16 protein-coding genes are annotated in these 16,288 nt (G+C 65.0%); 9 read left to right on the forward strand and 7 right to left on the reverse strand.

Annotated features, from left to right (window positions below; translation table 11 throughout):
- Positions 1–243 precede the first annotated feature (243 nt).
- The gene (locus KZZ07_RS08300; RefSeq protein WP_219513469.1) at positions 244–1,395 is read left to right on the forward strand and encodes an AI-2E family transporter; all 1,152 of its coding nucleotides are present in this window, start codon (positions 244–246) and stop codon (positions 1,393–1,395) included.
- Positions 1,396–1,403: 8 nt separating this feature from the next.
- On the opposite strand, the gene KZZ07_RS08305 is transcribed toward KZZ07_RS08300, so the two are convergent.
- Together KZZ07_RS08305 and pyk are read right to left on the reverse strand one after the other, a co-directional pair.
- Positions 1,404–1,628: a hypothetical protein gene (locus tag KZZ07_RS08305; RefSeq protein WP_219513472.1), complete on the reverse strand. Its 225-nt coding sequence runs from the start codon at positions 1,626–1,628 to the stop codon at positions 1,404–1,406.
- A gap of 28 nt (positions 1,629–1,656) precedes the next feature.
- On the reverse strand, positions 1,657–3,102 hold the full coding sequence (gene pyk / locus KZZ07_RS08310; protein ID WP_219513473.1) for a pyruvate kinase: 1,446 nt from the start codon (positions 3,100–3,102) through the stop codon (positions 1,657–1,659).
- Between the two features lie 160 nt (positions 3,103–3,262).
- Between pyk and KZZ07_RS08315 the strand changes: the two genes are divergently transcribed.
- The 6 genes from KZZ07_RS08315 (at position 3,263) to KZZ07_RS08340 (ending at position 7,591) form a co-directional block, all read left to right on the forward strand.
- Positions 3,263–4,012 (forward strand): N-formylglutamate amidohydrolase, encoded by a 750-nt coding sequence (locus KZZ07_RS08315; RefSeq protein ID WP_219513475.1) that lies wholly within the window; start codon positions 3,263–3,265, stop codon positions 4,010–4,012.
- Positions 4,013–4,017: 5 nt separating this feature from the next.
- Positions 4,018–4,332, forward strand: a complete 315-nt coding sequence (locus KZZ07_RS08320; RefSeq protein WP_219513477.1) for a DUF1244 domain-containing protein — start codon at positions 4,018–4,020, stop codon at positions 4,330–4,332.
- 136 nt (positions 4,333–4,468) lie between these two features.
- A complete protein-coding gene (locus KZZ07_RS08325) occupies positions 4,469–5,401 on the forward strand; it encodes a bifunctional riboflavin kinase/FAD synthetase (RefSeq protein ID WP_219513478.1) in 933 nt (310 codons plus the stop codon).
- The gene (locus tag KZZ07_RS08330) at positions 5,398–5,868 is read left to right on the forward strand and encodes a YcgN family cysteine cluster protein (protein WP_219513481.1); all 471 of its coding nucleotides are present in this window, start codon (positions 5,398–5,400) and stop codon (positions 5,866–5,868) included. The genes KZZ07_RS08325 and KZZ07_RS08330 overlap by 4 nt, the downstream gene beginning before the upstream one ends.
- Positions 5,865–6,932: a threonine aldolase family protein gene (locus tag KZZ07_RS08335; RefSeq protein ID WP_219513484.1), complete on the forward strand. Its 1,068-nt coding sequence runs from the start codon at positions 5,865–5,867 to the stop codon at positions 6,930–6,932. The genes KZZ07_RS08330 and KZZ07_RS08335 overlap by 4 nt, the downstream gene beginning before the upstream one ends.
- Before the next feature lie 65 nt (positions 6,933–6,997).
- Positions 6,998–7,591: a 2-hydroxychromene-2-carboxylate isomerase gene (locus KZZ07_RS08340; protein ID WP_219513485.1), complete on the forward strand. Its 594-nt coding sequence runs from the start codon at positions 6,998–7,000 to the stop codon at positions 7,589–7,591.
- 31 nt (positions 7,592–7,622) lie between these two features.
- Here the strand turns inward: KZZ07_RS08340 and hspQ are convergent, their stop codons facing one another.
- Complete coding sequence (hspQ, locus tag KZZ07_RS08345; RefSeq protein ID WP_043142221.1) at positions 7,623–7,949, reverse strand: heat shock protein HspQ; 327 nt, start codon at positions 7,947–7,949, stop codon at positions 7,623–7,625.
- A gap of 250 nt (positions 7,950–8,199) precedes the next feature.
- Here hspQ and KZZ07_RS08350 point away from each other — a divergent pair, with 250 nt between their 5' ends.
- Positions 8,200–8,793: a transglycosylase SLT domain-containing protein gene (locus KZZ07_RS08350; RefSeq protein ID WP_219513487.1), complete on the forward strand. Its 594-nt coding sequence runs from the start codon at positions 8,200–8,202 to the stop codon at positions 8,791–8,793.
- Between the two features lie 39 nt (positions 8,794–8,832).
- On the opposite strand, the gene KZZ07_RS08355 is transcribed toward KZZ07_RS08350, so the two are convergent.
- The gene (locus tag KZZ07_RS08355; RefSeq protein WP_219513489.1) at positions 8,833–9,435 is read right to left on the reverse strand and encodes a LolA family protein; all 603 of its coding nucleotides are present in this window, start codon (positions 9,433–9,435) and stop codon (positions 8,833–8,835) included.
- Positions 9,436–9,575: 140 nt separating this feature from the next.
- Between KZZ07_RS08355 and KZZ07_RS08360 the strand changes: the two genes are divergently transcribed.
- Positions 9,576–10,283, forward strand: coding sequence for a hypothetical protein (locus KZZ07_RS08360; protein ID WP_219513491.1), 708 nt, complete (start codon positions 9,576–9,578; stop codon positions 10,281–10,283).
- 129 nt (positions 10,284–10,412) lie between these two features.
- On the opposite strand, the gene KZZ07_RS08365 is transcribed toward KZZ07_RS08360, so the two are convergent.
- The 3 genes from KZZ07_RS08365 to KZZ07_RS08375 all read right to left on the reverse strand — a co-directional run bounded on the left by KZZ07_RS08365 (position 10,413) and on the right by KZZ07_RS08375 (position 16,242).
- Positions 10,413–13,571, reverse strand: a complete 3,159-nt coding sequence (locus KZZ07_RS08365) for a DNA translocase FtsK (protein WP_219513492.1) — start codon at positions 13,569–13,571, stop codon at positions 10,413–10,415.
- A gap of 23 nt (positions 13,572–13,594) precedes the next feature.
- Positions 13,595–14,773 carry an aminotransferase class I/II-fold pyridoxal phosphate-dependent enzyme gene (locus KZZ07_RS08370; RefSeq protein ID WP_219513707.1) on the reverse strand — a complete coding sequence of 393 codons (1,179 nt, stop codon included), beginning with the start codon at positions 14,771–14,773 and terminating at the stop codon, positions 13,595–13,597.
- A 140-nt stretch (positions 14,774–14,913) separates the two neighbouring features.
- On the reverse strand, positions 14,914–16,242 hold the full coding sequence (locus KZZ07_RS08375; protein ID WP_219513493.1) for an amidase: 1,329 nt from the start codon (positions 16,240–16,242) through the stop codon (positions 14,914–14,916).
- Between the last annotated feature and the right edge of the window lie 46 nt (positions 16,243–16,288).

A 16,288-nucleotide genomic window follows, 5' to 3' on the forward strand; every position in this document is an offset into this window, starting at 1 on the left:
TGGCGCGACTCGGCATGCCACTGGTGGCCGGCCGCGCGGTTGGAAGGCGCCGTATAGGGGGATGCCGGGAATTTGGCAAGGGCAGAGTCGCCCCGACCGAAGTGCCTTTGCCGTTCAGGGATCGGGCACTTCGGGCCACATCCGGGAACCATGATGGCACCCGTCCTTGCCCGTGGCGGATCGCCTTACTATCCTCGCACAGCGCATTTGCCACCACAAAAATCAGAGTTCCCAATCCCCCGCATGTCCGACACTCCCGAAACAGACCAGTCAACGCGCCCGGAAATCTCGGAGATCCGAAAGGCGCAGACCTGGTTTCTCGGCATCATCGCCTTCGCGGTGATCCTCTTCCTGCTGGTGCAGGCCAAGTTCCTGCTGATCTCGCTGGCCATCGCGATCATGCTGTTCTCGCTGACGTCCGATGCGATCAACTATTTCCAGCGAATGCGGATCGGCAGCGCCCGTGTCTCGATCTGGATCGCCTCGGTGCTGGCTGTCCTGCTGATCGCCACCATCCTGATTTCCGCCTCGCTGATCATCATCGCGCAGGCCAACACGGTCGTGGTCACCATCCTGCAATACGCCGACCCCGCTCAACAGGCGGTCGCGGACCTGGTGGGCTGGATGGGCGCGGACGTGGAAACAGCCGTGCTGGACTGGCTGAAGTCGATTCAGTTGGGCCCCTACCTGTCCTCTCTGGCCGGGCAGGCCGGCAACATTGCCTCTGGCGCGGTGCTGGTGACGCTGTTCGTGGGATTCATGTTCCTGGAACGGCTGTGGTTCCCGACCAAATTGGCCAGCCTCATGGGGGACGAGCGGCGCGCCCGGCGGGTCGAGCGGATCATTTCCTCGATCATCCACAGGGTGAACCGCTACCTGGTGGTGAAGGTGGTCATCAGTACCGTCACCGGGGCGCTGGTCTACGCCGTGATGACCTTCTTTGCACTGGACCTGGCAATGCCGATGGCGGTGCTGACCTTTATCCTGAACTTCATCCCCAACATCGGGTCCATCGTCGCCACGGTGGTGGTGGCGCTGGTCAGCTACGTCCAGACCGGCGACGCCTTTACCGGGCTGATGGTCCTGTCCATCGTGACGGTGATCCAGTTCACCGTTGGTCAGGTTCTGGACCCGCTCCTGCTGGGCAAGACCCTGCGTCTGTCCTCTTTCGGCATCATTGCCAGCCTGGCGTTCTGGGCGGCGGTCTGGGGGATCGTGGGGATGTTCCTGGCGGTGCCGATCATGGTGTCGGTCATGATCATCTGTTCGCATATTCCGCGCGTGCGCCCGGTGGCGATCCTGCTGTCCCGCGAAGGGTTGCCGGACCTCGACCTGGAAATGGAACCTGAGGCCGAGCCTGCCAAGGATACCGCAGAAGCCCGACCCTCCTCCTGATCCTGCGTTCAGCCCAGGATCTGACCAATGACGCCATAGACCGCGTCGGGAATATCCTGCAGGCGATAGCCGCCGTCCTTTTCCCGGAAGGCCAAGAACACAAGACCCGCGCCACCGAACAGAACGAGGGCGCCCGCACGGGGCGCCCGGCTATCGGCCCAGGCCGAAATGATCGCCGGCAGGGACAGAACGACCAGCCCCATGCCGGTGACCAGCATCATGTCAGGTTCCATTGGCCTGTCCCCTCTTGCAGGGGCGAGGTTATTCCGGATCGGTCGAGAAGATCAAACGCTCGTTGCAGGGGGCAACGCGCAGGATGTTGGTTGTCCCGGGCTGGTTGAAGGGCACGCCCGCCGTGACGACGATCTGGTCCTTTTCGCCCGCATAACCTTGCGCGCGTGCGGCGCGGGCCGCATTAACCACCGCCTGCTTGAACCGCTCCAGCTCGCCGGTCATGACACATTGCGTGCCCCAGGTCAGCGACAGGCGGCGCGCCGCGCCGGTCATCGGGGTCATGGCGATGATCGGAACGCGCGGACGTTCCCGTGCCACCAGCGCGGCAGTGGTGCCCGAGGAGGTAAAGCAGCAGATCGCCTTGATCTCCGTCGTCTCGGCGATCTCTCGCGCGGCGGCCACGATGCCGTCGGCGACAGAGGTCCGCACGGCGTTGCGCGAGGCCTCGATCACCTCGCGGTAGGTTGGGTCGCTTTCGACCGAAACCGCCACGTTGTTCATCGTCTGCACCGCCTCGATCGGGTACTGGCCAGCAGCCGATTCCGCTGACAGCATGATCGCATCGGTGCCTTCGTAGATCGCGCCGGAGACGTCCGAAACTTCGGCCCGTGTGGGCATCGGCGATTCGATCATGGATTCCAGCATCTGGGTGGCGACGATCACCGGCTTGGCCGCGGCACGGCACTTGCGCACCAGGCGTTTCTGGATCGGCGGCACCGCCTGCACCGGCAGTTCGACGCCCAGGTCGCCCCGCGCGACCATGATCCCGTCCGAGACCTCCAGGATCTGATCGAAGGCTTCGACCGCCGAGGGTTTCTCGATCTTCGAGATGATCGCGGCCCGGCCCCAGACCAGGCGCCGCGCCTCCTCGACATCTTCGACCCGCTGCACAAAGGACAGCGCGATCCAGTCCACGCCCAGCCCGCAGGCAAATTCCAGGTCACGGCGGTCCTTGTCGCTGAGCGCCGCCAGCGGCAGCACCACGTCGGGGACGTTCACGCCCTTGCGGTTGGAAATCGTTCCACCCGCCTCGACGATGCAGTTGGCGTGGTCCTTGCCGCAGTCGGCCACTTTGAGGCGGATCTTGCCGTCGTTGACCAGCAGGTGCGACCCACCGCTGAGGGCGGCAAAGATCTCGGGGTGCGGCAGTTGCACCCGCGTCGCGTCGCCCGGCGTGTCGTCCAGATCCAGCCGGAACTTCTGGCCCCACTCCAGCTCTTCGGATCCGTTGGCAAACTCGCCCACCCGCAACTTAGGGCCCTGCAGGTCGGCAAGGATCGCGATCGGGCTGTCCAGGTCCTTTTCGACCTGCCGGATCATCTTGTGGCGTTCCTCGATTTCCTCGTGGGTGCCGTGGCTCATGTTCAAGCGAAAGACATCCGCTCCGGCCTCGTGCAGGGCCCGGATCATATCGTAGGTGTTGGATGCGGGGCCAAGCGTGGCCACGATCTTGACGTTACGGTCGCGTTTCATGTCTTTCTCCCTGCCCGGTCGGCTGTGGCGGCCAGTCGCGTCCATGGGTGCGCGCTGGCATATGCAGTTGCGGCGTTACCGCTAACGGCGCCTGCTTTATCACGCATTTCCCTTTGCCGCGCAACTGGCATATGTGTAGCGGGCCAAAGACGACGAGACCATGACATATTCCCCCTGCCAAATCATCGGCGAAACCCGCCAGAGCCGCTTCCTGATCACCTGTGATCATGCCGCCAACACCGTTCCGCCCGATCTTGGCGGCTCTCTGGGGCTGCCGGTGTCGGACATGGCGCGCCATATCGCCTACGACGTGGGCGCCGCGGGCATGGCGCTGGAACTGGGCAGTCTTCTGGATGCGCCGGTTGTGCTGTCGAATTTCTCGCGCCTCGTGATCGACCCGAACCGGGGCGAAGACGACCCGACCCTGTTGATGAAGCTCTACGACGGATCGGTGATCCCCGGCAACCGCCATGCGGACGCCGAGGAAAAGGAACGCCGCCTGAACGCCTATTACCGCCCTTATGATGCCGCTTTGGCGAAAATGGTGGCAGGGCGCGACGATGTGGCCATCGTGGCGATCCATTCCTTCACACCGCAACTGCACGGCCGCCCGCCCCGCCCCTGGCATGTCGGCGTGCTGCATGCGGCATGGGATGCGCGCCTGTCTGATCCGCTCATTGACATGCTGGAGGCGGAACCCGATCTGGTGGTGGGACGCAACCAGCCCTACCCCGGCCACCTGCCCGGCGATGCGATCGACCGCCACGCCCTGGGCGCGGGTCGCCTGAATACGCTGATCGAGGTCCGCAACGACCTGATCGAGGAAGAGGTCGGCCAGCGACACTGGGCGGCGCGCCTGGCGCCGCTGCTGGAACAGGCGCTGGCCGCCGTGACGGAGAAAGAGGAGTGACAAAGATGGACGACCAGACCCGCATCGAGATCGAGGCCGCCGCCTTTCGCCGGCTGCGCCAGCACCTGATGGAAGACCGGCAGGACGTGCAGAACATCGACATGATGAACCTCGCCGGCTTCTGCCGCAACTGCCTGAGCCGCTGGTACCAGGAAGCGGCAAACGAAAAGGGCATCGAGATGGGCAAGGAAGAGGCCCGCGAGGTCTATTACGGGATGCCTTATTCCGAATGGAAGGCGCAGCACCAGACCCAGGCCGGGGCCGACAAGCAGGCCGCCTTCGAAAAGGCCTTCAAGGAAAACGTGACCGACAAGGGCTGAACCCGCCCGCATTCGCACAGAAAGTCGTTGCGCCCGGGCGGCATCCTGCGGGCGGTATCAAAAACCGGGGCGCTGGCGCCACGCACGCGCCGGGGGATGCTTGCGCACGGGCGCGCGTGCCGGTAACGGGAAGCGCATGCGGATCGTTCACGACTATCAGTACACGCGGCCCGAGGATCGGGGCGCCAGCGCCGCCATCGGCAACTTTGACGGCGTCCACCTGGGTCATCAGGCGGTGATCGACCTGGCGCGCCGGTCGGCGCCGGGGGCGCCCCTTGGTGTGATGACCTTTGAACCGCATCCGCGCGAGTATTTCGCCCCGGACTCTGCCCCCTTTCGCCTGATGAGCGCCGAGACACGCGCCGCACGGCTTGAGAAGCTTGGGGTCGAACGGCTGTACCAGTTGAATTTCAATACGGTGCTGGCCTCGTTGACCCCGCGGGACTTCGCGGACCGCGTGATCCGCAAGGGCTTCGGCCTGGTCAACGTGGTGGTGGGCGCGGATTTCTGTTTCGGCAAAGGGCGCGCGGGCAATGTCGAAAGTCTGCAGGCCTTCGGCGAAGAAATGGGATTTGGCGTGACGGTTGCTGACCTGTTGGAAACCGGCGGTGTACAGGTTTCGTCGACCGCGATCCGCGACGCGCTGTCCGAGGGCCGCCCCCGCGATGCCGCGGCCCTGCTGGGTCACTGGCACCGGATCGAAGGCAAGGTGGTCGGCGGCGAACAGCGCGGGCGTGAGCTTGGCTATCCCACCGCGAACATGTCCATCGACGGGCTGCACCCGCCCCGGTTCGGCGTCTACGCCGTATTGGTGGACGTGCGCGACGGCCCGCACAAGGGCAGCTATCGCGGCGCCGCCAGCATCGGCGTCCGCCCGATGTTCAACGGCGAAGTGCCGAACATCGAAACCTATCTCTTCGACTTCACGGGCGACCTCTACGGTGCAACGCTGTCGGTCGGACTGGTCGAATACCTGCGGCCCGAGCTGAAATTCGACGGGCTTGAGGCGCTGATCACCCAGATGGACGCGGATTGCCTGAAAGCCCGCGAGATTCTGGCCGCCGAATGACCGATCCGATCCCTCGCACCGGCCTGACGCCGCGCTTTTGGGAGCGCAAGCGCCTTCAGGACATGTCGGACGCCGAGTGGGAAGCTCTGTGCGACGGCTGTGGCAAGTGCTGCCTGAACAAGCTCGAGGACGAGGACACCGGCGAAGTGGCCCTGACCCGGGTCGCCTGCCGCCTGTTCGACGACAGCACCTGCCGTTGCTCCCAATACGAGATCCGGCATCAGTTCGTGCCCGAATGTATCGTGTTGCGGCCGGCGAATATCGCCAAGAACCACTACTGGATGCCCGAGACCTGCGCCTACAAGCTGCTGTACGAGGGCAAGCCGCTATTCGACTGGCACCCGCTGATCTCAGGCACGCCCGGCTCTGTTCATGATGCAGGCGTGTCGATGCGGGACGCCACGGTGCCCGAATTCGAGGTCGATGAAGACGACTGGGAAGACCATATCATCGAGGAGCCGCTATGAATTTTGCGTCCGACAATGCCAGCCCGGTCCCGCAACAGGTCATTGACGTTCTGGCGCGCGTGAACAGCGGTTCGGCGGCAAGCTATGGCGCCGACGACGTGACGGCAGAGGTGGCGGACCGGGTCCGCGCCCTTTTCGAAGCCCCGGACGCGGCGATCTATCTGGTGGCCACCGGCACCGCTGCGAATTCACTGTCGCTGGCCACGCTCTGCGCGCCGTTCCAGACGATCTTCTGCTCCGAACACGCGCATATCCACGAGGATGAGTGCAATGCCCCGGAATTCTACACCGGCGGCGCCAAGCTGACCCTGGTGCGCGGCGGCGACGTCATGACGCCCGACGCCCTGCGTGCCGCGATCCTGGGCGAAGGCAACCGTGGTGTGCACGGGCCGCAGCGTGGCCCGGTCTCGATCACCAATGTGACCGAGGGCGGGAATGTCTACGCATTGTCCGACATCGGGGCGCTTTGTGCGGTGGCGCGGGAATACGGATTGCCGGTGCACCTGGACGGGGCGCGCTTTGCCAATGCCTGCGTCAAGCTGGGCTGCAGCCCGGCCGAGATGACCTGGAAGGCGGGCGTGGACATCGCCGTGTTCGGGGGCACCAAGAACGGTCTGATGGATGCCGAGGCGGTGGTGATCTTCGATCCCGAAGCGCCTGCCAGCAGTGGATTTACCCGGGCGCAGGAATTCGAACTGCGGGTGAAACGCGCGGGCCACCTCTATTCCAAGCACCGCTACGTTGCGGCACAGATGCTGGCCTACCTTCAGGACGACCTGTGGCGCGACCTGGCGCAACAGGCCAATGACCGCTGCGAGGCGCTGGCCCGGGGTCTGGAGGACATGGGCCTGGAGATCGTGAACCCGACCCGTGCCAACATGCTGTTCTTTCGCGCGCCGCTGCGGGCGCACGAGGCGGCGCAGGCGGCAGGTGCGGTCTATGGTCTGTGGGGCAACGCGCCCAAGAACGCCAATGAACTGGCGCTTGCCCGGCTGGTGTGCAACTGGTCCACCACCGAGGCGGAAATCGCGGAATTCCTGAAGGTCATGCGCGCCGCGCCGTGACCGGATGGGGCTTCACAGCCCCTCCTGCCTGCCGCTAGGCTGATTCTGCGGCAGGAGGATATGGCATGGCCAAGCTGGATTTCTGGTATTCGATCGGCAGCACCTACAGCTACCTGACGGTCGCGCGGATGCGGGGCTATGCGCGCCAGCATGGGCTGCAGGTGACATGGCGCCCCTTCGATGTGCGCCGCATCATGATGGCCCAGAACAACATCCCCTTTCGCGACAAGCCGATCAAGACCGCCTACATGTGGCGCGACATGGAACGGCGGGCAGACCTCTTCGGGCTGCCGATCAATGTGCCTGCTCCCTACCCGCTGCCGAACCTGCCGCTCGCCAACAAGGTGGCGGTTTTGGGCATGACCGAGGGATGGGGAGAAGACTACACGATCGAGACCTACCGCCGCTGGTTCATCGACGGACAGGAAGCGGGCAGCGATCCGAACCTGTCGAACAGCCTGCGGGCCGTGGGCCAGGACCCCGTCGCAGTGCTGGCCCGCGCCGCCGGCGAGGAAGGTACCGCTCTGCTGGCCGCAGAAACCGACAAGGCCGAAGCCCTCGGCATCTTCGGCAGCCCGACTTTTGTCGTGGGTAAAGAAGTGTTCTGGGGCGACGACCGGCTGGACGAGGCCGCCGCCTGGGCAACAAGGGCGGCATGAGCCCACCCGGCCTGTGACCGGAAATCCGCCCTCAGTTCATCTGGAAATGCAGCGCGTAAGAGCCATCCTCGAAGGCGCCGAAGAGATCGGGAATGTCCGGATGGTCTACCGGCTCGCCCGAGTAGTCGGCGACAAGGTTCTGTTCGGACACATAGGCCACGTAAAAGCTCTGATCGTTTTCCGCCAACAGGTGGTAGAACGGCTGCTTCTTGGACGGACGGCTGTCCTCGGGAATGGATTCGTACCATTCCTCGGTGTTCGAGAATTCGGGATCGACATCAAACACCACGCCCCGGAAGGGGTGTTTGCGGTGGCGGACGACCTGACCCAGGTGATATTTCGCGCGATTGTGCAACATAACGAGCCTCTTCCTGCCCCCTTGATATCGTTTCCGCCGGTGCCTTGTCCAACTTTCGCCTCAAATTGGCGAGAAACACTCTGTGAAACACACGCCAACAGTACCGAATGGGGGTCCTTCGCGCCTGATACCCCACGCGGTTCCCCGGCAACAGCGGCGCGCCGCCGGAATGGAGGAAATGTGATTCCCTCGCCCGGCGCAATCAGCTAAAATGCCTTACAATAAAAAGACAAAGCGAGGCGAGTGGCAAATGAGCAGAGTCCTTCGCGCCTTGGTGATCGTGCTTCTGGCGGCCTCCTGTGGGGGTGGCGGCGGGTCTGGCACGTCTCCGCGCAACCTGGACAACGCCTGTTCGATTCTCGAACAGCGACCCGGATATTACCGTGCATTCCGCAGTGCCGAACGGCGCTGGGGTGTTCCCGTGCACGTTCAGATGGCGACGATCTACCAAGAAAGCAAGTTCGACAGCGACGCGCGAACCCCCTTCCGTTACAGACTGGGCGTGATCCCGATCGGGCGGCAGAGCTCGGCCTTCGGTTACAGCCAGGCGCTGGATGGCACCTGGGACGAATACCTGGCCGACGCGGGCCGACGCAGTGCGCGCCGCGACAACATCCGCGACGCGACCGATTTCATGGGCTGGTACATGGATCAGTCGCGCAAGGAACTGGGCATTCCGATGTCGGATGCGCGGCGCCATTACCTTGCCTATCACGAGGGGCGCGCCGGCTATCGTCGGGGTACATACAACGCCAAGTCCTGGCTGCTGCGGGTTTCGACCCAGGTCGGCGAACGGGCAGTGCTATACGAGCGCCAGCTCAGGACTTGCCGCGCCGCACGGTAAGGCAGGCACGCGGCCCCGGACGGGGCCGCGCCCTAACTATCAGCGCTTGAGCTTGGCCAGTTCCGCTTCGATCGAGAAGACGCTGTTCGACAGGTTGGCCTGTTCCAGCCCGCCCAGGATCACCGTGGTCTGGGTGCCGTTGCCGTCGGTGATGATCCACTGGCGCAACTCCACCGGAGAGCCGGTGAACTTCAGTTGGATGGTCCCATAGTCCGGGTTGTCGGGGTCCTGTGCGGTGACCGTCGTCGCCGTGCCGTCGTACCCATGCCCGACCACCATGCCGGCGCGGCTCAGATCCACGTTCCGCGCCAGGATGATCGACAGCGGCGTCTGGCGAAGTGGGTAGGTGTCGGGTCGGGCCCCCAGCTTGCGGTCTAGGATATAGACCGCCCCGGCACTGGCCATGACCAGCGCCCGCTCTGGCGGGTTGTAGTCGAAACGCACCTTGCCCGGCCGCTTGATTGCAATCTCCCCCGTCGAAATCGTGCCGTCGGCGTTGATCTGGGTAAAGCTGCCCGTGGCCGAGGTGATCGAGTTCAGGTAGCGCGAGATCTCGGTCAGCGAAAGCTGCTGGGCGCTGGCGGGCAGCGCCGCAAGCGTGCCAAGGGCAATAAGGCCTGCGGTAAAAGCTCTGCGGATCATGTGTTTCCTTCCTGCTCGGATGCCCAGTATGTGGCACCTTGGGGCCGGATATGCGATAGCGTCGCCCGTTCAGCCTGATATCGTAGGCAAAACGCCACCGATCAAGGGCACATCTTCGAGCGCTCCAACCCGTGAATACGATGCCCGGTTCCTTCAGCCCCGCAGAAATCGCCCTTGCCGCCACGGTGGTGGAACAGGAACTGGCAGACCTGCAAGTCGCAACCGATTACCACAGCGCGGCGGGATGGGAATACTTGCAGGACTACCCGCGCGACAGGTTCGACCTGCTGTTTCGGCTGGCACTGCTGCCGGAATGCGCAAAGGACGGTCCCGGCGCGCTGGATCGGCACAAGGGCAAGACAGATCTGACACGCCCGGCCGAGCAGTTGCTCAACCTGCCCCTCACACGCGCGGACTATGATCTGATCCTGACGTTCATGTTGCGCCAGCCCCGGTTCAGCCGGGCGGGCATCCGACCCTACGACACCCCGATGGTGCCGGAACAGGACGGTCAGGCGATCTTTGAACTGCTGAGCGATTGCGGCCTGCTGGAACAAAGGCGCAAGACTTGGCACTGGACACCCGGAATGCGCCCGCATCTTGGCGCACCGCCGCCACCGCAACCACCCGTCCAGTCGCCGCTCTATGATGAATTGCCGCTGCTGCTGCGCGGCTATCTTCACTGGATCGCCCGCAGCAAGGACGCCAAGGCCTTTGGCCAAGCGATCCGCAGGCACCGGCGCGGCGGCCGCTGGCACCTGATCCCGATGGACAGCGCAGACGCCGGTCACGAGCTGGAGCTGACGCAGATCGTCCGGCTCATGCGAAAGTTCTTTCCGCGCCACTGATCTCGGGAAGCCCCTGGCCTGAAAAGGCCCCCGTCTCTTTGGTCAACAGCCCCCCTTCGGAGGCCGGAAAAGAAAGATGGGGGCAGTGCCCCCATCAATCCGATTGAATGTTCCTATAGGCGAACAGGCTCAGGCCTGTTCCGGCACCAGTATTTCGCGCTTGCCGACATGGTTCGCGGGGCTGACGACACTCTCGTCCTCCATCTGCTCGACCAGGCGCGCGGCCTTGTTATAGCCGATGCCCAGCTTGCGCTGGATGTAAGACGTCGAACACTTGCGGTCCTTGATGACGATGGCCACGGCCTGATCGTACAGCGCATCCTCGCCACCGGTGTTGCCGCCGGTGTTCAGCCCCAGCACCGCGTCGATGTTTTCGGCCTTCTCGTCGTCCGGCCCCTGCACCACGCCGCCAACATATTCCGGCGGACCGAAGGCCTTGAGGTGATTGACGATTTCCTCGACCTCCTCGTCGGACACAAACGGCCCGTGGCACCGGGTGATCTTGGCCCCACCCGCCATGTAGAGCATGTCGCCCATACCCAAGAGTTGTTCGGCGCCCATCTCGCCCAGAATGGTGCGGCTGTCGATCTTGGACGTCACCTGGAAGGAAATCCGGGTCGGGAAGTTCGCCTTGATCGTGCCGGTGATGACATCGACCGAGGGGCGCTGCGTGGCCATGATGAGGTGAATGCCAGAGGCACGCGCCATCTGGGCGAGACGCTGGATGCAGGCCTCGATCTCTTTCCCCGCGACCATCATCAGATCGGCCATCTCGTCGACGATGACGACGATATAGGGCATCTTCTTGGGCTCGAATTCCTCGGTCTCGAAGACGGGCTCACCCGTGTCATCGTCAAAGCCGGTCTGGACCGTGCGGCTGAACATCTCGCCCTTGGACAGCGCGTCTTCGACGCGAGAGTTATAGCCATCGATGTTGCGGACGCCCATCTTGGACATCTTGCGGTAGCGGTCCTCCATCTCGCCCACGACCCATTTCAGGGCGACAACCGCCTTTTTCGGGTCCGTCACAACCGGGGACAGCAGGTGCGGGATGCCGTCATAGACGCTGAGTTCCAGCATCTTGGGGTCGATCATCACCAGTCGCAGATCCTCTGGCGACAGCTTGTAGAGCAGCGACAGAATCATGGTGTTGATGGCCACGGACTTGCCCGAGCCGGTGGTGCCCGCGATCAGCAGGTGGGGCATCTTGGCCAGGTTGGCCACCAGAGGTTCGCCACCGATGTTCTTGCCCAGCGCCAGCGGCAGCTTGTGCTTGCCGTCGCCATAGTCACGGCCTGCCAGGATCTCGCGGAAAGAGACCATTTCGCGGTTGTCATTGGGCAGTTCGATACCGATCACGCTGCGCCCCGGCACGGTGGAGACACGCGCCGAGAGCGCCGACATGGACCGCGCGATGTCATCGGCCAAGCCGATGACGCGGCTGGCCTTGAGGCCCGGCGCGGGTTCCAGTTCGTACATGGTGACGACCGGCCCGGGGCGGACGCTGACGATCTCACCCTTGACGCCATAGTCGTCCAGCACGGTTTCCAGCATCCGCGCGTTTTCCTCCAGCGCCTCGTCGCTGAGGACATGGCGCTCGATCTTGTCGGGCGACATCAGCAGCGAGAGCGGCGGCAGTTCGTATTCCGGCTTGTCGTCGTCAAAACGCAGTTGCGGCTGGGCCTCGGCCTGGGCGCGTTTCGACGGTTGCACGGGCTTGCGCACCGGCTGCTGGACAACCTTCTTGGGTTCCGGCAGCGGCACGGCGGCACGCGGTTGCGGCGTGGGCTGCGGGGCAGGCTCGGGCTGATAGTCGTCGGTCAGCACCTCCGCCTCGTCTCCGTAGTCGTCCCCGTAATCGTCTTCGTAGTCCACGGTGTCGCCGTAGTCGTCGAAATCGCTGAGGTCAGAGTACAGCTCCGCGTCCACCTCGGGTTCCACGGTCGGGGCGCGGGGCAGGACGCGCGGCGCCGGTTCGGCGACGTCCTCGGCAACGGGCACGGTCCGGGGGGCCGGTGCAGCGGCAGGCGCAGGCGCCGGGTCGGCGGCGGTCAGGCGCGGCTCGGGCGGCAGCGGGCGATCCGCTGCGGTCAACGGCGGTTCCGGCGGCAGCGCGGGCTGGCGCGGCGTGTCGCGGAAGACGATTGGCTGCGGACCATAACCACGGCCCTTGGTCAGCGGCTTGTCGGCCATGATGCCTGGCGTCTGGCGCCCGGGCAGAACCGTGCTGCGGGACTTCACCGCACTGGCGATCTTGGCACGGATGCGGTCCTCTCCCGGCACGTCGACGTCATGGTCGATCAGCTCCTCGACCAGTTCGGGTTCCGGCATCGGATCGGGGTCTGCCCGCCGGATCATGCGCGACAGGAACCCCTGTTTCTCGGGCTGCGGCATGGGCGCCTCTTCGAGGATGTCTTCCTCGGGGTCATAGAACCCGGCCTCGGGCGAAGGCGGCACGCCCATATCTGCGCGCAGCACGCGAGAGGACGAGGGCACGGCGGCAGGCGCCGGCTCGGCAGTGGCGACATAATCGGCCTCCTGTGCAGCCTCCGCGGCGGCGGCCCGGCGCTCGGCCCGGGCGGCGCGGCGTTCGGCACCAGCGGCCTGCATGCGCTGCGCCACGACCACCGTCCCACTGGCGCCACGCCCCATCAAGCGCACCAGCGTGGCATAGGTCATGACAACACTGACCAGCAGGAAGCGGCCCAGCGCTTTCAGTTCCTCGCGGGTAAAGCCCAGCACGAAGGCGCCCAGCGCAAGGATGCCCGCCCCCAGTCCAAGCTGCATGATCTTCAGCCCCGTGGCCGGGGCAAAGGGCAGCACGTTGAGGGCCGAGCCCATCATCATGTCGCCGAACAGCCCACCGAGGCCAAAGTGATGCGTCCATCCGGCGGATTCGTGCAGGCCCGAGGCATAGACCGCACAGAGCGCCACCCAGATGGGCGAGAAAATCAGGCAAGAGAAGGCGCGGCCATTGCCCTGGTGCAGCGCCAGGCGGACTCCCCAGGCGAGGAAGACGGCGGCCAGCGCCCAGGTCCCCAGCCCGATAATCATGAACAGCGGCGCGGCGACATAGGCCCCAAGGCGTCCCATCCAGTTCTGCACCGGCGCATCGGTGGCCGACAGCCAGGAGGGATCATCCGGCGTATACGAGGCGATCATGGCCGCCACCATCAGCCCCAGCGCGATCAGCGCCAGCCCGATCAGCTCGCGACCCCGCTTTTCCAGCGTCGCGGCGGTATTGGTGTCGAACAGGGGATCACGCCCCCTTGCCTGGAAAGATGCCATCTTCGCCTCGTCTTTTTTCTTTATTATGTGAACAGGCAGTCCCGGATCCGGGTCAGCCCATCCTTTGTCTCGTCCTGTGGCGCGACAAGCGCCGCGCGGATGTACCCCTGCCCCGGGTTTCCATCCGCCGTGTCGCGCGACAGGTAGGCGCCGGGCAACACCCGTACACCGGTTTCCGTCCACAGTTTGAACGTCGCCGCCTCGCCGTCCTCGACCGGCAGCCAGACGAACATGCCCGCTTGCGGGGACATGTAGCCCGGGACATCGCCCAGGATCTCGTCCGCCAGGGCGTATTTTTGCGCCCAGAGCGCGCGGTTCTCGCGCACATGCGCCTCATCTGTCCAGAGCGCCTCTGACACATGTTGCAGAGGCAGCGGCACCGGGGCGCCGGAATAGGCCCGGAGTTGACGCAGACGCGCGATGCTTTCGGGGCCACCCGCAACAAAGCCGGACCGCAGCCCCGGCAGGTTCGAGCGTTTGGAAAGCGAATGCAGCGACAGCACCCGTTCGGGGTGCGCCCCCATCGCGGCAGCCACCTCCAGCGCGCCGGTGGGCGGCGTGCCGCGGTAAAGCTCGGCGTAACACTCATCGGCCACGATCTGGAAGTCGTGTTTTTCGGCCAGGCCGATCAGCCCGCGCCAATAGGGCTCGTCCGCCATGACGCCTTGCGGGTTTGCCGGCGAACAGATGTAGCACAGCGCGGCACGGTCCAGCACCTCGGCCGGCAGGCCCGCATAGTCCGGCAGGTGGCCGGTTTCCGCGGTGGCGGGGGTAAAGATCGGCTCTGCCCCCACCGAAATCGCCGAAATCATGTAGACTTGGTAGAAGGGGTTGGGCATCAGCACCGCCGGGCGCTGGCCGTTCTTCTGTTCCGGGCACAGCGCCATGCCGATGTTGTACAGCCCCTCGCGCGTGCCGTTCAGGTTCATGACCTGCGTCGCAGGGTCAAGGCTGACGCCATATCGCCGGTTCAGCCAGCCCGCGATGGCCGCGCGCAGCTCTGCCGTGCCCTCGTTCGGCGGATAGCGCCCGAAATCGGCGGCATGGCGGGCGATGATCTCGGTGATCCACGCCGGAAACGGATGTTTCGGCTCTCCGATGGACATGTGCAGCACGGGGCCGCCCGGATCATGGTGATCCAGCAGCGCGCGCAGGCGCGGGAACGCATAGGCCGGTAGGTTCGAAAACCGCTCGGGGAACATCGTGACTGCCTCAATAAGTAGCGGGATCATTTGCGTGCCCCGCGTTTGTCCGCAGGATACGGAAAAACAGGGGGTTCTGTCCAGAATCAAGGACCTGCAGGGGGGCGATGTGGCGCCAAAGTCGCAGTGGCGCGAAATCCTCAGCCCATTGCGGCCTCGGCGGCGGCGGCGATCCGCAGCAGGCGGTGTTCGCCCATCGGTGTGCCCATCAGCGAGATACCACAAGACGGGATGCCGGTGGGCAGGGTGACAATCGCGCCGCCGATCAGGTTTCCGATGCGCGTGTTGCGCAGGGTGCGCAGGTTGGCCTGAACATAGGTCTCGCCCAGTTCCATCAGGGTATCGACCTTTTCCGGCAGGTTCGGCGCCGTCGGACAGAGCACCGCGTCATAGCCTGCCGTGACCTCGGCCCAGCGGGCGCGCATGGCGTGGACGGTCTTCCAGGCGGCGATGAAATCGGCGGCGGAATGGGCGGCACCTGCCTCGAATCGCTCGCGGATGGGGGCGAACATGACATCGGGCTGGGCGGTGATCTCGTCGCGCCAAGTGGCCCAAGCCTCGGCGGTGTAGAGCATCGCCGATTGTTCATGCGGCTGGATGATCTCCGGGACGTCCAGCTCTTCGATGATGGCACCGGCGGCGCGCAGCTTGTCCAGCGCAAGGGCATAGGCCTGCGCCGGGGCCGGGTCGAGGTCGTCCATGACCACCGTCTGCAGCGCGGCAAAGCGGCGGCCCTTCAGGCTGGTGCCGCGCAGGTCGGGCGCAGGTGTGCCTTCAAGCGCGGAAAGCATGAGGGCCGCGTCCTCGACCGAGCGGCACAGCGGACCCACCGTGTCGAAACTGGCGATCAGCGAGACCGCGCCCTTGAGGCTGAGCCTGCCGGAGGTGGTTTTCAACCCCACGAGGTCGTTCCAGCAGGCCGGCAGGCGAACAGAGCCGCCGGTGTCCGACCCGACACTTGACGGCGCCAGCCCGAAGGCGACAGAGGCCGCGGCCCCCGAAGACGACCCGCCCGCCACCGCCTCGGGATCGTTTACGCAGGGCGCGGTGGCGGTCACAGGATTCAGGCCCAGACCGGAAAAGGCCAGTTCGGACAGATGTGTCTTGCCCAGGCAGACAAGGCCGTTCTGCGTCGCGGTCCGCAGCACCTCGGCGTCGCGGGCGGGAATGCGCCCGGCCAGCAGGGCAGAGCCCGCCTCTGTCACCGTGCCCGCAGTGTCGTAGAGATCCTTCCAGCTGATCGGCACGCCGTCCAGCGGATGCACCCGCAGGCCCAGTTCGGCGCGGGATTTCGCCGCGGCGGCCTCGGCCAGGGCGCGGTCCGGAGTCAGCCGGGCATAGATCCGGTCACGCAGGGGGTGTGCGTTGATTTCATTCAGGAAATGCTCGGTCAGCACAACCGGGTCGATCTCTTTCCTGCCAATGCCCCGCCCCAGGTCCGCGGCACTCATCTCTGTCCAGTTCGTCATGCTTGTCTTCCCTGTCCTCGCGCGGCGACGGTAGCGGCAGGCGGGC

It is taken from the genome of Mameliella sp. CS4, from assembly GCF_019392335.1.
Taxonomy (GTDB): Bacteria; Pseudomonadota; Alphaproteobacteria; order Rhodobacterales; family Rhodobacteraceae; genus Antarctobacter.